Source organism: Butyrivibrio sp. WCD3002, assembly GCF_000424265.1.
Lineage (GTDB): Bacteria > Bacillota > Clostridia > Lachnospirales > Lachnospiraceae > Butyrivibrio.
On the sequence record NZ_AUJO01000022.1, the window covers coordinates 37517 to 54212 of the forward strand.

Here is a 16696-nt window from a genome sequence, read left to right on the forward strand (position 1 = left end):
TCAATCCTCCGCCTTGAGGCCTGATGACTTACCTGCAATCTTAGAATATGCTGCAAGAAGGATAGTTCCGAGGATTGCAATTATTACGATGTTGCCGATAAATGCAAGGGCACCCTGTGCGAATACCTTGTTTGCAGGCTCTGCGTAAACGAGGATATCAAGAACAGGTGCAAGGCCGATCCATGCTACTGCGTTTGCAACTACCTGAACTACGTTGAAGAGAATGATGTTCTTCTTTACATTGAAGCCGCCCTCTTCTACTGCAAACTTCTTAGCGAATAAGCCAACTGCAACGCCTACAACAGCCTCAGGGAATACCCAGCTCCACCAAACTGATCCATAGAAAAATGCATCGCCGAGAGCGTGTCCGAGAACGCCTGCAACGCCGCCTACGATAGGTCCGAATACTGCTGCTATGAATGCAAGAACTGCCATTCTGGGCTGAAGTGCTGTGTTAGGAACAATAAAAAATGGAACCTGTACTGTCGTAAGAACGACAAACAATGCAGTTCCAATACCTAATGCTACAACTTCTCTGATACCAAACTTTAATTTCATACCAAATTCCTCCATGTGTAAGTAAAATATTTTAGTTCCCCATTGAGGATATTATACACCTTAGCTTGGAAATATTGCACTTCAATCTACATGTATTTCAAACATAAATAATCCACTCAACTGACGCTTTCGCTCGTTACAAAAATATCGCCCGGCTACGATGATATAGCCGGGCGATGTAAACGACTCGATTTATTTGTTGATTGTTAATTTGTTCTGGTGTTTAAATGTTTGGCATTTAATTTTGAGGGCTAAATGTTAGCCTTCTATCATTATAAGCTTCTTCTCAGGAACTTTAGGCTGTTCCTTCTTAGGAATCTCAAGACTCAGAACGCCATGTCTGAATGAAGCCTTGATATCTTCCTCGGTAAGATTCTCACCAACGTAGAAGCTTCTCTGCATGGATCCGCTGTAACGTTCCTGTCTGATGAGTTTACCCTTGTGGTCCTTCTCATCCTTATCAAGTCCCTTAGCAGCGCTGACTGTGAGGTATCCCTTATCAAGCTCTAGTGAAATCTCTTCCTTCTTAAATCCCGGAAGGTCGATATCTACTTCATAGTGATCCTCGTTGTCATGTACATCTGTCTTCATAAGTCTGTCAGCATGTCTGCCGTACAGCTTCCTCTCGGTGTTATCAAAGTCATTAAACATCGGGAAATCAAACCAATTATCAAATAAGTTCTCTTCAAAAATACTAGGCATCAACATAATAATTACCTCCTTATGACTATATATTTTTGTATTTGAGCATCGGAACCGGAGTCATTACTTTGTTATTTGCTCCCTTTATTTCTGTTCCCTTGTTCTATAACTGTTATAACACTTGTTAGCACTCTTGTCAAGTGAGTGCTAATTATTTTTATAAAAAATGCAGGCACACGAGAAATGCCTGCATTTATGCGCTTTACTTCATACCGGATAGTCTCCCTTCAAATTGAGTATAGAAGCTCTCTTCCACATTGTAGGGCTTTATGAAAAACTCCTTAAGGATTTTCATGTTTATGGCCTTAAGCTCTGCCTCTGGCATTTCCGGGGCTTTGTCAGAGATTTCTTTTAAAAAGTAGTGCCATTTATCAATGTATGCTTCGTAGCTTGATAGCTCGGGAGTGTCCAGCCATTTCTTGATTTTTATCTTGGTCTGCCTCACCTTGTGACATTCATGAATTTGGAGGAAATATTTATGAGTATTATCTTCAAATATTCTGCCTAAGGGGAAGAGCCTGCATATACCGGGTCTGTGAGGATGAATACTGCATCTCCCCTCTCTGTTAAGGAAAGTGCACTTCTCGTCACCGTCCATCTTTAGGCATGGAAGAATGATTCCATCAGCTACTCTAAGCTCCAGATTTTCAGAAAGCAGTTCTTCAAAGCTTTTGCCAAGGCCTTTTTCAAGCCTGTAAACATCATAAGGATCAAGAGTTATGGAATCTCCCATACCACAGCAGCATGCATGACAGCCACTGCAATCATCTACTCCGAGCTTGGCCATATCACCAATATCGTATAGCTTACCGTCTGAAATTTTATCTAAATCAACATCTCTAATCATGTATTATTTACCTTTATCGTAATGCTTATTTTCCGAAATAATCAGCAAATGTTCTGCATCAATTTATCCCCTTGGAAAATCATCATGGATCAGGCCTCTGTCATCACCATAATCATCAAAGTCATCTATATCCTCAGCATCGCCCATCTGCGCAGCGTATTTCGGGTCCATAAGAATAGCCCTGAAAAGCCCATGGCATCCATCTGAACAGTCGCGCCAGGTATCATCGAAATTCCCGGTATACCATGGATCTGCTACATCTCCGCTTCTATCAGCAAATTCCAGCATCTTGTAAACCTTATTTTCAGGGTCTCCGTTAAAGAGCCTCTTAAGATCTCTTATGTTTGCACTGTCCATTCCGATTATGAAATCGAACTTCTCATAGTCGGTTCTCGATGTAAGTCTTGCTCTTTTTTCTGAAACTCCAAGCTCATTGTCCGGAGTTCCGATCCCGTACTCTCTAAGCTTTGCCCTCGCCGGCGGATAGACAGGACTTCCATGTCCGTTCCAAATCTCATCCGTATGAGTCGCAGATGACTCGATATGGAAAAACTCCTCCAAGTGCTGCTTATGTACAATGTCTTTCATAATAAATTCCGCCATGGTTGATCGGCATATATTGCCGTGGCAAACAAATAAAATTCTTATCATCTTAGTAAAAAACCTCTATTTCTGCGTATCTACTGGCTTTAAGCCTATTTTTGTCCAACGTATTTTTCTCATTTTCGTGGCAATCCTTGGCAATATTTGGCATAGTTTGACCGGCAAAAGGTGCAAGTGAAGGTGCAATATAGATGGTCTTGAACCGACATAACTATTCTGTTGCAAAAGTCCTCATAAGTAAAGCAGCCCTATTTTTTCCTGCTTTGTATTTTTGCTTCTTTTGCAACATCTTTTATGCTCTTCATATACTCTTCTTCAACAGGCGAAAGGGTTGTCTCCTGGTATTTCCTGTATTCTTCCTTTGCTTTACTAAGAGCCTTTTCATGACTAACTTTCCCTGGTCCACTTAATAGTTTTCTATTTCCAGAAGTCAATATCGAATCAAGTTGATCAACATAATCACTCATGTACATAGGTTTATGCTCTATTGCATTAATCTCCGCCAAGTCAAAATAACCGGATACAAGATTATTTAAAATTTTTAGTTCATCCTCTTTCAGATAATTCTTTGCGATTCCAATATCCTTAAGTGCGGGCAACTCACCCGCAAATGAAGTTAATCCCATAAATGGCTTTTCAGCATCTGCTCTTTCATAAATCACTTCAGCTGCTGTATGACCATGTGCTGCATAGTGTAATTTATTCTGAACAATTTTGAAGAATTGGATTGACTCGTCACTTCTTGGATTGTAATCCACGCTGGTTGCATAAAGATCTAGAACCTGCCTATAAAGAACTTTTTCCGATGATCGGATATCTCTGATTCTATCTAATAGTTCTTTCCAATAGTTTCCACCGCCATTACCTTTCAGGCGCTCATCATCCATAGCAAATCCTTTAATGATATACTCCTTCAGTACGGAATTTGCCCAAATTCGGAACTGTGTACCACGCTTAGATTTAACTCTATATCCAACAGAAATAATAACATCCAGATTAAAGTACTCTATGTTTCTTTCAACTTTTCTTCCACCTTCAATTTGAACTGTTGCAAAAAATGCAACAGTTGCCTCTCTAACCAACTCTTCCTCTTTAAAAATCTTATTTATATGTCTTGAGATTGTTGATTTATCTCTCTGAAACAATTCTGCCATTTGATCGATAGTAAGCCATACTGTTTCATTTTGAAGATTTACATTAAGTTTCGTTAAGCCATCATCTGTTTGGTAGATGATAACTTCCCCATATTCATTCATTATATGAATACCTCCAACTAATATGTTTAGACAAATAAAAAAGTCTTTATCATCAAAACAAACTCATCTGTCCGTTCATGATCTTATAGTAGCCATGCTCTATCCTCTCATTACCCTCATGCGTCATTATTTCGAAGTTTGAAAGGTTTTGTGCCTTTATAACAAGCTTGATAACGCAATCAAAGCAGCCAACAACATCACTCTTATTTATATCTGACAGGCAAATCAACTGTACATTGAAGTGCTTTGCTATATCAAACATCGGTTTCAAAAGATGCGCTGAAGTTATTTTTCCAAAAGGATTATCAAGGATCAACACACTCCCCACGTTTTTGCTGACAAGCCCTGCTGATGACCTAGTATAATTCATGAGTGTCAGTACCACTGAGAAAAATACCACAAATTTCTCAGCCCCGGAACTCTGTGTAAGTGTCTCCTCCCAACCCTTGTATACAGAGTTTGCACTGTTCATATCAATCTTGTAGACTCTGATTTTTATGGATTCCTGGCGTATATATTTATGAAGAAGCCTTTCACTTGATACTATAGTTCTGGCGCGTTTCTGGATCTGCTTTTCTTCCGCACCGCTTCGAAGGAGCTCTTTTATCTCATTAGCCCCCTGCTCAATCTCAGTCTTTATCGAAACCTTTGATGCTTCCTCAGATATCTCTTTTTCCTCAGGAAGATCCATCTTTACCATCTGCGTCTGCGGCTTGCCCGCAAAAATATGAGCCTTTGAACTGGCTGCTATCATACGAAGGTCAAGATACATCCTCTTCCCCTGATTCATACACTGGTCTACGATATCATTAAAGTCGTTCTCAATTTCTCTTAGATCAGTCTCAATCCTGCTGTTAATCTTCTCTATGGAAGCTGTCATTGTACTGATGCTCTCACTGACCGTATAAAGCCGGTCTCCCTTCATCCCTGAATCATCAAGCATCTCACCGATGGCAGCAAGTTTATTCACTATTTCAGAAAGTGCTATGTCTTTAAACTCAGCTACTGTTGTTCTTATGTTGCTCTTAAGCTTTTCTTTCTGATCCTGGAAGGTTTTCTCTACATGGATGAGATTTTCATGTAGAGACTCCCACTGAACATCCGGTCTTTCGGAAAGAGTAACTGTCTTTATTATGTTTCCAAACTGAATAGGCTTTAAGACGTCTCCTACTCGATCAAAGATTCTCTCCAATGAATGCTTTTCTTGCTCGAGTGAATCTTTCCTTTCGTTTAACTGCTTTATCTCCTGTTTGGCGGCCTTTACTCTGGCTTTGAAATCCTCTCCTATCTCATTTTGTGGAAGAGCTACACCGTCAAAATCTTCAAGTGCTTTCCCAGCTGCATCATATCTCTGCTTGGCAGATGCCTCTTTCACATTACATTCTCCAAATATGGACCTGGCATTCTCCATTTTCTCTGAAGCTGCTCTCACTGCATCCTTGGCATTCTTGAGGGCTTCAGATGAAAAATGGACCGCTTCATATTCGGCCTTTTCACACTCATAATCACCAAGTTCTTTTTCATATTCAGCTTTGTCCTGCTGCGATTTATTAAGGCAGACTCTGAGATTATCCAGACTTTCACTGAGACTCCCCAGAAGAGTCTGGTACTGAGAGTAGAGTTCTTCCAATGATCCTTCAACGATTTCTGCTTCCTTTGCACTACCCGTATTCTCTAAAACTGTGCGGACGCGATCCAAGTGATCAGCCTGCTGCTTACGTTCATTTTCAAATGATGTCAGCTCATCCTGGCACTTAGCCACCGTATCACATACCTTTTTATATGAGCTTTCTGCATCTTTCAGGGCAACATATGCTTCCTGTGCTTTTGTATACCACTCATTTTCCTTGGCAAGCATTATACTGAGTTCAGCAAATGACTCAAGCCACACGGTAAGGTCATGCAAACGCTTTTCTTCACGATTCAGATCATCCTTAAGGGCATCAATTTTTTCCTTTATCCTCCCCTGTTCTTCTTCCAGTTCTTTCCTTCGGCCCTCTAAAGAAAATATTTTCTCCTGTAGCTCGGCAATAGCTTTTTCCTGTAAAGAGCTCCAGTCCTCAGAATAATCAAACTTTTCTACGAGTTTCTTCTCTTCCTCACTGTCCCGCAGCCTTTCGTTAAGACGCTGCAACTTTTCCTCTTTGACTCTTATTTCATCTTCCAATCTGCCATAATAACCTGATCTGTCAGCAAAATATTCTTTGTCATAAGCAGCCAGGTGAGAAGCACTTTCCATGTTCCCTGACATAAGAGAATTCACCTGTTCCATAGTAAAAAGCGGAACAGAGGCAGGGAGCCACTCCACATTCCCCGCCGCCAGAAGTTTTTCCATATCTTTTTCATTATTGAAAAGAAGTGAAAATGCAAATTCCGGGTGTCGCTCCATAATATCCTTGGCTTTTTCCTGCGAAATGGCAACATTTTCTAAAAGACCTGTAATATATTCTTCACCGGTCTGACACCCCACTCCTGTGGACACCACATATTTCATGATATCCGGCAGAATATGAACATGACCTTCTTTCGCTGCCGTAAGCCTTTCTTCCAAAGACTGCTTGTCCTGCCCATGCTTTCTGATCTTTGCGCCGGTCATTTCTATTTCTTCCTGCAGTACACTTTTTAGACGACCGGAAAAAATAGTGCTATTTTCAAGGCTATATTTGCTGCAGATATGTATAAGTGAATCCAATAGTGTTCTGTATTCTGAAAGCGCATCCTCAGCAACTTTCTTCTCTTCTGACAACCTGCCAAGTTTAAGCTTTACATCAGCCAGTTCATCAGGGATCTCATTTTTCCTGTCATCCATAGCATTTATTTCATTTTGGATTTTTGCTATGGAGACGGCAGTTTGCTCACGATTAGCATCCTGCTTAATCCGCACATCTTCTATATCTTTTTCAGAGTAAAATCCGTCCAGCATTCTTACCGCTTCAATTTTTAATGCATTAACTTTGGCATCAGTATTATCTTTTGAAGCACTCAGATTGGCAGTAAACTGCGCATGTTTCTCCTTCGCATCACTCCATAGCTTTTCAGACTTTACCATTTCATCTTTATTATCATTGAGCTCAACATTTTTACTCTGAATCTGTTCATCCTTTTGGGCAATACTCTGTGACAGGTTTTCGCTTTCACTTTTGGCCTTCAACTGGCAAGAGTATTTCAGCTTTGCTACAGTTTCCGCATCCTTAGAATTGTTTTCTTTTTCCTCAATAAGTTTCTTATATGCCGTTATCTGGCTGTCAGCCTCTAAAATCTGCCTGTAAAGCCTTGCAGATTGCAGTATTTCTTCAGCATGCTTTTTTACTCTTGTTTCTTCCCTGGATTGATTGAGAGCTTCTTTTGCATCCGAAAGAGCATTAGCAGCTTCCTCATATTCACCACTGGCTTCGTAGTATTCTTTGGATTTTTCCTCATGTTCTATATGTCTGATCTTGGAATCTACACTATGGATCTCCTTTGCAGTTCCATATATACTTTCATCTATGGTCCCGATTTTCCTGCCAATGGAAGCCTTAAAACCACAGACCTCACCTATACTATCCGATAATTTTTCCCCCGCATTATAAAGATTGTCGCTCACCTTACCAAGATCCGACAATTTTTCAATCAATCTTCTATTTGTATCTCTTTCCCTGATTACAGCTTCTTTTTCTGAGATTCTCTTTGCATAGTTGATAAGCATGGTTTCAAGAGAGGAATCCGTCCCGCTTGAAGCCACACTTTTCATTTTATTCTCGATTGCCGGAATAAAGAATTTGGCGATCAGTTTGTCAGATGTTTTTGCGTCATCAAAATACTGGTTCAGTCCACCTTCATCCTTGTTGAGAGCCTCTATTACCGTTTCCCACTCAGATCTGTAAATACCATATTCGGAAAGCTCTTTCGTCCATTTAGTACTTTCATCGGATGAATAAACTTCCAGAATACCTCTGCTGGCCTTAGCCTTTTCCCTTACATAGGCAAAAGGTGCAGGTACATACTTCCCGTTCTCATTTTTGGAAAGCTCCAAAGCCGCTATACTGTAGGAAGAATAACTGTTTTCATAAACAGTCTTAAAGGTGTAGTACCTGATGCTATTTCCCCTCAGGCTCTCATCAGTGTTCTCGCTGGCACTTCCGGCTATGGCAATACCTGTCAGAAGCTTGTCATCACTTCCGTCCAGATTCCATTCTATAAGTACAAAAGAATGATCTCCTGGGCGGCCAAAATAATCCTCAATATGTCTTCCACCTGCCATTGCCCTGGGGTGCACAGGCTGCATCATAAGCTGTACCAGGACTGTCTTACCGCCACCATTATTCAGGTTAAACAGTGAATTAAGCGCCTCTCCCTTATCTGAGGAAAGATCATATAATTCATCAGGGATAAAACGGTTGCCATCATTATAGTTAAAGTTTACAATCCTTATCTTATTTATCTGTGGCATGTGAATCCCCCTCAATCCATGCATTTATTACCCGAACACGCTCTTTTTGAAGTACATATGGCATAAGATCCTTTGTTTTCCTTGTTGGAGCCACTCTTCCATCATCGCCCTCTACAAAAAGATCATCTGCCCGAAGCTTAAGAATGATTTTATTTACAACACCATAACGGTCATCTACTCTTCTGCTTGTCGGATCCCCTTCCTTTTTACCGAGCCAGTCCTCAGCCAGCATGTAAAAGCTCTCACTGAAGTCTTCTGCCTTATCCTCACCATCTACGCCCTTCTGAGTTACGCTAAGACAGTGATCGGTAAACTCCTTTATAAGCTCTTCTTTTGTGATGAAGTCTCTGACAAGTGCCTCTGAGCCCTCACCCTTGAAGAATATATACAAAATGTAAATAGCAAGATAATTTAGCAGATACAGGTCCCTCGTCCTTACATCATTGCCTGCCTTGATATCAGACCTGTAATCAATATTGTTTTTAAGAAACAGATCATTGTCCTGGGTTGGGACCATATATATTCTGTTCTGTGCAGGCATTATTTCAAATCCAAGTTCTGCACCCATCTGATCGAGTTCATCCCTTGCTTCCGGATCCTCTACAAAGCTCCATAATACGCTGTTTTCATCGCGGTCAATCCAGCCTTTTTTCATAAGCTCATGATAAAGCTTAAGCGCATTTTTATTCATCGTTCTACCTCAACTGTAAAATTAGTCATTTCTATTGTCACCTGCGTTTCCCCATCATCCACAGTAAACTCGCATTTCTGATCAGATGTAAAAAATGTTATTTTCTTCATGTTCAGATAATTCTGTGGTATATTGCTAAGAACCCAGAGAAGGTCGAACTCGCCAAGTGGTTCTTTAGCAAACAAACTCTCATCGCCATGGAGCGCCTCAAAATCAATCTCTCTTTTCTGATATATGGTCATAAGTGTATTAGGAAGAGCGCTTTCCTTATTCCATTTCATAAGTTCATCCATTGAAAGCGTCCTTATGAACTTCTTTATCTCAAAAGAGCTTTCTTTCTGAAGAAATGCAAAAAACGCTGTGCATATCTCCATGTATATTTCATTTCTTTTCCTGCCCAGTTCCTCAGCTTTTATGTCAGCATCATCTATGCTGAGCCCCTTGTCTTCTTCCTCATTACTTATGGTTCCGCAGGCTGCATAGAAGTTTTCTATACTGAATTTCTTATCAAACTCCGGACTGAGTAGCGGCTCCATGATTGTATATACTGCATCCCCCAGTCCATCTCCCATTTTTCGGAGTTTCACCATAATGTCCTGCTCAAAGTTCATACGTTCAAAGCTTTTTATAACAAAGCTGTCCCGCAGCATCTGCTTATAACTTTCCGAAACAGAGCTTTTGGCATTAATAAGGGACCGCTGCTCCAATATGGTAATATCCAGATTCTTATTGATTTCATTAAGAGATTTCAGATTTTTCCTGGCTTCTTCAGTATCAGCACCATTATCAAGTGCGCTCCTTATGGCCTCTGCCTCCTTGCGGGCATTCTTCTGAATTTCTTCCAGTTCCTTCTGCTCATCATACATAAGGTTTCTGAACTGGCCCACTATTCTCTCGTACTCATCAACTGTTATTTTTGCAATGTTTTCCCGGCATCGCATTATGAAATCATCCATGCTGTGACTCATGTTGCGCAGTCTGGCAACCAGCTCCCTACTCTGTGAAAGAGCCTCAGAATAGTTCTTGCGTTTCATGTATTCCTGCATTTTAAAGCGTGTTACAGAATAATCCAGTTCGGACTCTATTTCTTTTGATCTGTAAAGGAAATCAAAAACATCATCTGTCAGATGATATGAACCCTTTTCCTCATTGACAAGGCGGATTGGCATCTTCTTAAAGCTTTCTGAATCTGCGTAAAAAGTATTATATTCAATGAGCTTTCCGTTATTCTGAAGAACATTTACAACAATAAAACCGGCAAGTTTATAAGTGTCAATTTCATATTCTTCAGGAACAATCTGAATTATGCTGTCAAGAAATCCTGCAATATCCTTTAGTGTGCAGGACTGTCTGTCACTCAAAGTACGTTCCTTGATATACAAAAGAACAGCAACTACTAGGTTGTTTATATAATCATAATCTCCACCGAACATCTTCTTTATATCATCCGGATAGCTTGTAACAGTGATACTCCTGACGATATCAATAAACTTCATTCTGTTCTGAAAATCCGAAAGCATCTCTTTTATGTCAGAACGAAGCATCAATCTTCACCTCCATTTCATTACGGATACAGTCTCTCATCAGCTCGTGACTCGCTGTGGTCGACTAGCAACCTTCTTCCAAATACTTATATGATATTATCTCCTGTGGAATAAGCTTATTATTCTCAAATATGTCCGATAGAAGGTTCCGTTCATCATCGGAGAACTCATTGATAAGATCATCGAAACGCATGCCCTGCTTCTTGGAAGACGGACTATCCTCCAGTTCAATATTCTTTGCTCTTTCTATCATTTTCTTATATCCGGGCACAAATAAAGATATATCAAGCCTGTCATTGGCATCTTTAGTCCTTCTGAATATGTCAAAGCCCTCTCTGTCAATGTCTCCCCAGTACAGAAATTTCACATCAGGCTCACCCATGAATTTAACATACTCTTCAAGTGCTCCTGTTCTGTCAGAAACCTTGTTACCTTCGCCATAAACAACTCCATCAATTGGTATCCCAAACAGGCCTTTTACGCCGTCCTCAAACATACGCCTTCGGATATTAAACCAGATATCCTTATTCTCGCAGATTAAAAGCATCATGTGCTCCTTTCTGACCGGAATATAATCATGAAAGCAGTACTCGGGGGTATCATAGAATCTCAGCTCCGACTCTGTAATCTGCAGCTTTCGTAAAAGAGCTTTGACCATGCTGTCATCAAGCGTTTTTTCATGTCCAAATATCTCAAAGGAACGCTCTTTCCTGGATACAAAAATCTCGTCCTTATCCACGAACAAGAAGGCACTAAGCCCTTCGATAACAGCTCTGTTCCTTTGAAATTCCATTGGGTTAGCCGACAGATAACCGCTCTGCAGTAACAGAGGATGGAGCCTCTTTATTTCATCGATGGCGTCCTTATCAGCCTCTTCTTTTATCAAAATCCTGTATTTTTTATATAACGGATAGCATATATTGCCGTTTTTGCCTGACGACTTGACCGGTTCAATAATCTCTTCCATTATCATTTCCGAAATCTGTTCATACGCACTCTGTTCATCCATTAGGCTTATTTTCATAATATTCTTAATATCTTCCAACGTTATTGTTTTCTTGCCATACTCCAGTAACTTTTCCTTGATATTCAAATCTTCCCACCCCAAAACGATTACCTTTCTACATCATCTATAAAATGCATGACTTCTATCTGCTTTTCCTCCGATAAAGCCACAAATCTCTGATAATACTCCATCACCCTTTTTCTGTTACTATCACCGTTTTCATACAAAAGTTCGCTAACATCAACTTTGTATAACTCGGCAAATTGTACCAATTCATTCGCTGTTACTTGTCTCTTACCAGTTTCAATAGCACTGAGCGTGGGTCTCGACATTTGCATACTCTCTGCAGCAACAGCTTGATGCATATGTATATTATTTCTTGCTTCTCTTAGCCTTTTTCCCAAATTGTTCATTCGACAAACCTTTTTCCCAAAACTATGGTTGACAATACTTTTTTATGATAACATAAAAAGATTTTGATGTCAGCTTTTCTGACATCAAAATCTTTTCATATTTCAACCAATTATCATTTTTTCAATATTCATGCCATATCGGAGCCGATTTAAATTGTTACAGCAAAAGGTGCAAATGAGGTGCAAATCTCACATAATCTGCTCCGAAAGTGACTAAAACAGGCCATTCCAAGGCACATGTCAGAATCCTGCCGTGGCAGACGAAAAGTACCTTTATCATATCGTTTTTCCTTGTTTTATCAGGGGTTTAACACCTTTTTCATTTTCATTTGCCGGCATAATATATGTATATTTGGGCATATTTACACCGGCAAAAGGTGTAAAGTAAGGTGTAATTATTTGTCATTTACACCTTAAGATTTTCACACAGCGTTCAGCTTCTCGATCTCCGCTTTTGCATCCTCAAAATTCACGTGAGTATAGACATTAAGCGTGGTTCCGATGTCCGCATGTCCCATGAGATACTGAAGCGTTTTCGGATTCATCCCGGACTTCGCCATGTTGGAACAGTAGGTATGGCGGCATACATGAGGTGTAATCTCAGGCATCTGAAGCTTGTAGATGGAATTATACTTCTCCACTATATGCTTAAAGTAATGGTCCCAGTGAAGCGAGTATGTAATGCTTCCATCCTTGTCGTAGTACAGAAATCCGGTATACCCGTCAACTATCGGCTCAACCTTGGGTGCGTTACGCTCTGAGATGATCTTCCTAAAGCATGCCTCAACATCTTTTGTCATAGGCAACACTCTGGTTCCGCATGTAGTCTTTGTGCTCTCGATGTAGTATCCGATATGTGCACGCTTCTGAAGCTGATGGTCCACATTGATCTTGTGATTCTCTAAATCGATATCCCCAAGAGTCAGTCCGCAAAACTCCGAGATGCGAAGCCCCATATGGAAAAGAATATAGATTTCTTCATAGTATTTGCAAAAATGAGGATCCTCTTTTACAAACTTAAGGAATTTTCTCTCTTCGTCCCTGGTTATCGAAAGCCTTGTATGACTGTCATTTACAATCACAGATGCCAATTCGAAATCAAACGGACTCTTGCGGATCAAATCATCATCCACAGCCATCTTAAAAGCCGGTCTTAAGACGCCTCTTAAAGAATGAATTGAGCTATAACTCTTTCCATCTGCCTGAAGCTTGATAAGCCAGCATTTTGCATCTGAGAGGCGCACTGTATCAATGCGCTTTCTGCCAAAGGGATCCTTACTCAGGAAATTGGTCACCGTCTTATAACCCGCCTTTGTTGTAGGTCTCACACCAGTCTTCGTAGAAATGTATTTCTCCACAAGTTCCAGCACGGTCATATTGCCGCCATTTGAAACGATGTTGTCAAACAGATCAGCCTGAATCTGACGTTCCATTTCCCTTAGTGATAAAGTTCTAACTTTTCACTGTGGCGTAGCATCATTGTGGTCAAGCCTCCAACTGTATACGAATTTTTCTTTTCCGTTGGCATCAATATACTTGAACTGATACCTTCCGTCCTTACGCTGGATTTCTCCGTTGTGTAAAACTCTTCCTCTGTTATCCTTTCTTTTTTCACTCATATTAGTAGTCCTCCTTGTCAATTAAAAAAGGCGAACTACCCGACATTGACATTATATCAATCGGGTTGTTCGCCTGCCACGTATTTTTTTTGTTCTGTTTTCATTATTTCATGTGTTTATTCATACCGCCGTTGCCTGATCAAGAAACTCTTTGAAGAGTCTTCTTTTTATACGCTGATGCGATCCTATTTCAAGAATGAATGGCTCATTATAGTGCTCTGATATAATACTTCTAAGTCTTTTTTCTCCAATCCCGTAATACTCAGCAGCTTCCTGTATCGATTGGGTGATGAATTACCGTTATCCAATGTATTCCTTATGCATAATCAGCCTCTTCAAGATACTCCATTAGTTCGACCTTTCTTTTATATTCCTCCAGGTCTCTTCGATATTCATCGATGTATTCCCTATGCTCAATATAGGCAACACCCTTCATTTTTTCTTTAAGATCCTGAAGAAATTCTATCTTGTCTAATATCAAAGGCACTTCACTACCTGACCACGAAGCTGACATTGGAAACAAATGAATCTTCTTGAAATCTTCAATACTCTTGTTTCCCTTAATATACTCAAGTATGAACTCCTGTTTCCACTGAGGCATAACGTTAACTACCACGTCAATTAGCTTACTGCATTTATCTACATCCGCATAATTCTCATGTAAACTATCAAGAAGCCACTGCCGCTTTCTGTTTTTAACAACATCCTCTTCTCGTTCTGCTCGGCCAAAAAGCAATCGAGCTGGATGCTCTATAAAAAAAGCTATGTCATCATCTACAATAACCGAATATGCATAGTCGATACACTCTTTCCACTTCTCAGTATCCCAAATCTGATCAAATATCTTTTGTTCATATCCATCACGATGTAAATGGTCTTTTACCCAATCTACGTACTGTTTCCATATGCTCGGTCTTTGTTCAAAGATTTTGATAAACAGTTTTCCACCGTAATCCAAATGATCACTAATTTCAAGTGCATTCATGTAGATTTGGGATAGTGTATCATAATTGTCTTTGAATAGATCCAAAATAGCATTTATATCATCATCCCGATAAGCATATCCCAAAAATGCTGCTGACAGGCTTGCTTTTTCTGCTATTTGGTTAAGAATTCTATTCTTTAGTCCATTATCTCTTTCACCATACCTTAATAATACCCTACCCGAAGGTACTATTGGATTATTTCCCACCAAATTCTTTTCTGTAAAAGCGTTGTAATCACTAATTACTGTCTCTGTGATATCATTATCGTTTATACACTCCCAAATCAGAGACAACCATGTATCTTTCCCCCGATAGTCAGCTCCGTTCAGAATATTATATGTTTTGTCGTACCCAATATTTGAAAGCAAAAATCCAACTTGCCTATAGCCATTTAATCTGAACGGAGCATTATTTCTGAAATACTCTTTGATAACATCTACATAAAAATCTGGCTTTGTTTCCAATAATTCAAAAACTATATCAAGGCCCCTGCTTATAGACCAGAGATTGTTTTCGCCAAGCGTATCCTGTAAAAAATTGCATATTTTAAACAACTCAGTATAGTCTTCGAGACTATATGAATCAAATTCCGCAGATATATTGGTCTTCCGAATTATTTCATCTTCTTCAATAGTTCTACCGATTAGATGCTCTTTCGATAAAATCCTGTACAATCTGAATTCACGATTATTCTCGGCAATCAGATATCTTTCATCAATCGAACTATTTATCTGACCAGCAACTTCTCTGTATCTATCAATTATTCTTGCAGTATAGAAATCAATATCATCTTTTTTTATCACCCCTGTGAAAATCGTGTCCAAATCAGATTGTAAATAGGCAATGGAATCCTTCTCATCTAAACCATTAAAATGAACCTCAGAAAGAATATCATTGACTAAGTCCCTGTAAACATTTTTAGAGCGCAGAACTCCCAACGCCCTCCATATCTTGTTACGTAGCATCGCTATTTCTTTGCTGAACCCAATCGTCACTCTAATAAAATTAAAAGCTCGGCGATTTCTAATTTCTTCCGTATATGAAAACTCTGTTTTTAAGGCATATTGTGCCACATGGATGTATAGTATACTGAAATTATAGTTCTCCCCCTCCTCAGTTGCTTCCCAAAGCCTATCCATTAACACATTTTCATTTTTATATTTGTTCTTCCATGAGTATTCATCATAAAGAAGCTGCTCGCAAATCACAAAATAAAAATCCATTATTAAATCCGGCCGCTTTTCAAAATATGATACAAGAAGCTCTATCGAATCATAAAATGATTCTGTGTACTTGAATCCTCCAAGAATCCCAATTTCTTTTGTCGAAATATCATGAAAGTTCTTCTTAGAATCCACATTAAAGCTACGCATATCAAAATCCACAAATTTTTCTTGCTCTATCTTCTTTTTTATAACGCTCAATGCTTTATCCGGATTGACCTGGTGAAAAGCTTCTAAATACTCCATGTCGTGCCCATCAGGAGCATTATCCCACGCAGAAATAATGGAGTTTTCTACATAGCGTGCAATATCCTCAGCATTAAAAATATCTATTAAAGTTTTTAATGCATAAACAGCTTTATTCTTGTATCGTGGGAACGAAATAGCTATTAGACCTTCGATGCTCACCAACCTTTTTTCAAACAAAACGTAGTATAAAATATAATTACCAAGACTTTGGTCTGAAATCTTGGTTATTTCGTTTTTAAACCAATCAACAAGTTCAAGAGAATAAAGCTTTTCTACTATTTCATTCTCTTTAATTTCGGAACAATACTGATTTTTCAAATCAGTATATAGTTGATTCTCTTCTCCTTCCTATAATTTCAAGCTCAAATTTCAGTATTTATGAGCTTTTTGTTTGTTGATATACCTCTTTAACAGGAGCCAGAGGTGATGAATAGTCATATATCATATACTGAATAGCTGATTGAAGGTAGCACTAATAAAGCATCCCTTTGTTTGCTCTATAAAGGCTATTTTCCCTTTGATCAACTATGATGGTGAACCTTCCGTGTCTAAAGGGATCGTGTCCCA

12 protein-coding genes and 1 pseudogene are annotated in these 16696 nt (G+C 39.4%); all 13 read right to left on the bottom strand.

Annotated features, from left to right (window positions below; genetic code table 11):
- Complete coding sequence (locus G608_RS0114245; protein ID WP_026496607.1) at positions 1-558, bottom strand: ECF-type riboflavin transporter substrate-binding protein; 558 nt, start codon at positions 556-558, stop codon at positions 1-3.
- A 258-nt stretch (positions 559-816) separates the two neighbouring features.
- Positions 817-1266, bottom strand: coding sequence for an Hsp20/alpha crystallin family protein (locus G608_RS0114250; RefSeq protein WP_026496608.1), 450 nt, complete (start codon positions 1264-1266; stop codon positions 817-819).
- 196 nt (positions 1267-1462) lie between these two features.
- Positions 1463-2107 carry a YkgJ family cysteine cluster protein gene (locus G608_RS0114255; RefSeq protein WP_026496609.1) on the bottom strand — a complete coding sequence of 215 codons (645 nt, stop codon included), beginning with the start codon at positions 2105-2107 and terminating at the stop codon, positions 1463-1465.
- A gap of 63 nt (positions 2108-2170) precedes the next feature.
- On the bottom strand, positions 2171-2758 hold the full coding sequence (locus G608_RS0114260; protein ID WP_026496610.1) for a low molecular weight protein-tyrosine-phosphatase: 588 nt from the start codon (positions 2756-2758) through the stop codon (positions 2171-2173).
- 200 nt (positions 2759-2958) lie between these two features.
- The gene (locus G608_RS0114265) at positions 2959-3966 is read right to left on the bottom strand and encodes a virulence RhuM family protein (RefSeq protein ID WP_026496611.1); all 1008 of its coding nucleotides are present in this window, start codon (positions 3964-3966) and stop codon (positions 2959-2961) included.
- Positions 3967-4018: 52 nt separating this feature from the next.
- Positions 4019-8398, bottom strand: a complete 4380-nt coding sequence (locus G608_RS0114270; RefSeq protein WP_026496612.1) for a hypothetical protein — start codon at positions 8396-8398, stop codon at positions 4019-4021.
- Positions 8382-9089: a DUF6063 family protein gene (locus tag G608_RS0114275; protein WP_026496613.1), complete on the bottom strand. Its 708-nt coding sequence runs from the start codon at positions 9087-9089 to the stop codon at positions 8382-8384. The genes G608_RS0114270 and G608_RS0114275 overlap by 17 nt, the downstream gene beginning before the upstream one ends.
- Complete coding sequence (locus G608_RS0114280; RefSeq protein WP_026496614.1) at positions 9086-10633, bottom strand: hypothetical protein; 1548 nt, start codon at positions 10631-10633, stop codon at positions 9086-9088. Before G608_RS0114280 ends, G608_RS0114275 begins: the two co-directional genes overlap by 4 nt.
- A gap of 64 nt (positions 10634-10697) precedes the next feature.
- Positions 10698-11726: a Wadjet anti-phage system protein JetD domain-containing protein gene (locus G608_RS0114285; protein WP_026496615.1), complete on the bottom strand. Its 1029-nt coding sequence runs from the start codon at positions 11724-11726 to the stop codon at positions 10698-10700.
- A gap of 20 nt (positions 11727-11746) precedes the next feature.
- A complete protein-coding gene (locus G608_RS21285) occupies positions 11747-12052 on the bottom strand; it encodes a helix-turn-helix domain-containing protein (RefSeq protein WP_035795734.1) in 306 nt (101 codons plus the stop codon).
- 422 nt (positions 12053-12474) lie between these two features.
- A pseudogene (locus G608_RS21290) lies at positions 12475-13671 on the bottom strand (integrase DNA-binding domain-containing protein).
- Between the two features lie 120 nt (positions 13672-13791).
- Positions 13792-13962, bottom strand: coding sequence for an excisionase (locus tag G608_RS24435; RefSeq protein ID WP_081677437.1), 171 nt, complete (start codon positions 13960-13962; stop codon positions 13792-13794).
- Positions 13963-13987: 25 nt separating this feature from the next.
- Positions 13988-16447 (bottom strand): hypothetical protein, encoded by a 2460-nt coding sequence (locus G608_RS21295; protein ID WP_051209366.1) that lies wholly within the window; start codon positions 16445-16447, stop codon positions 13988-13990.
- Positions 16448-16696 lie beyond the last annotated feature (249 nt).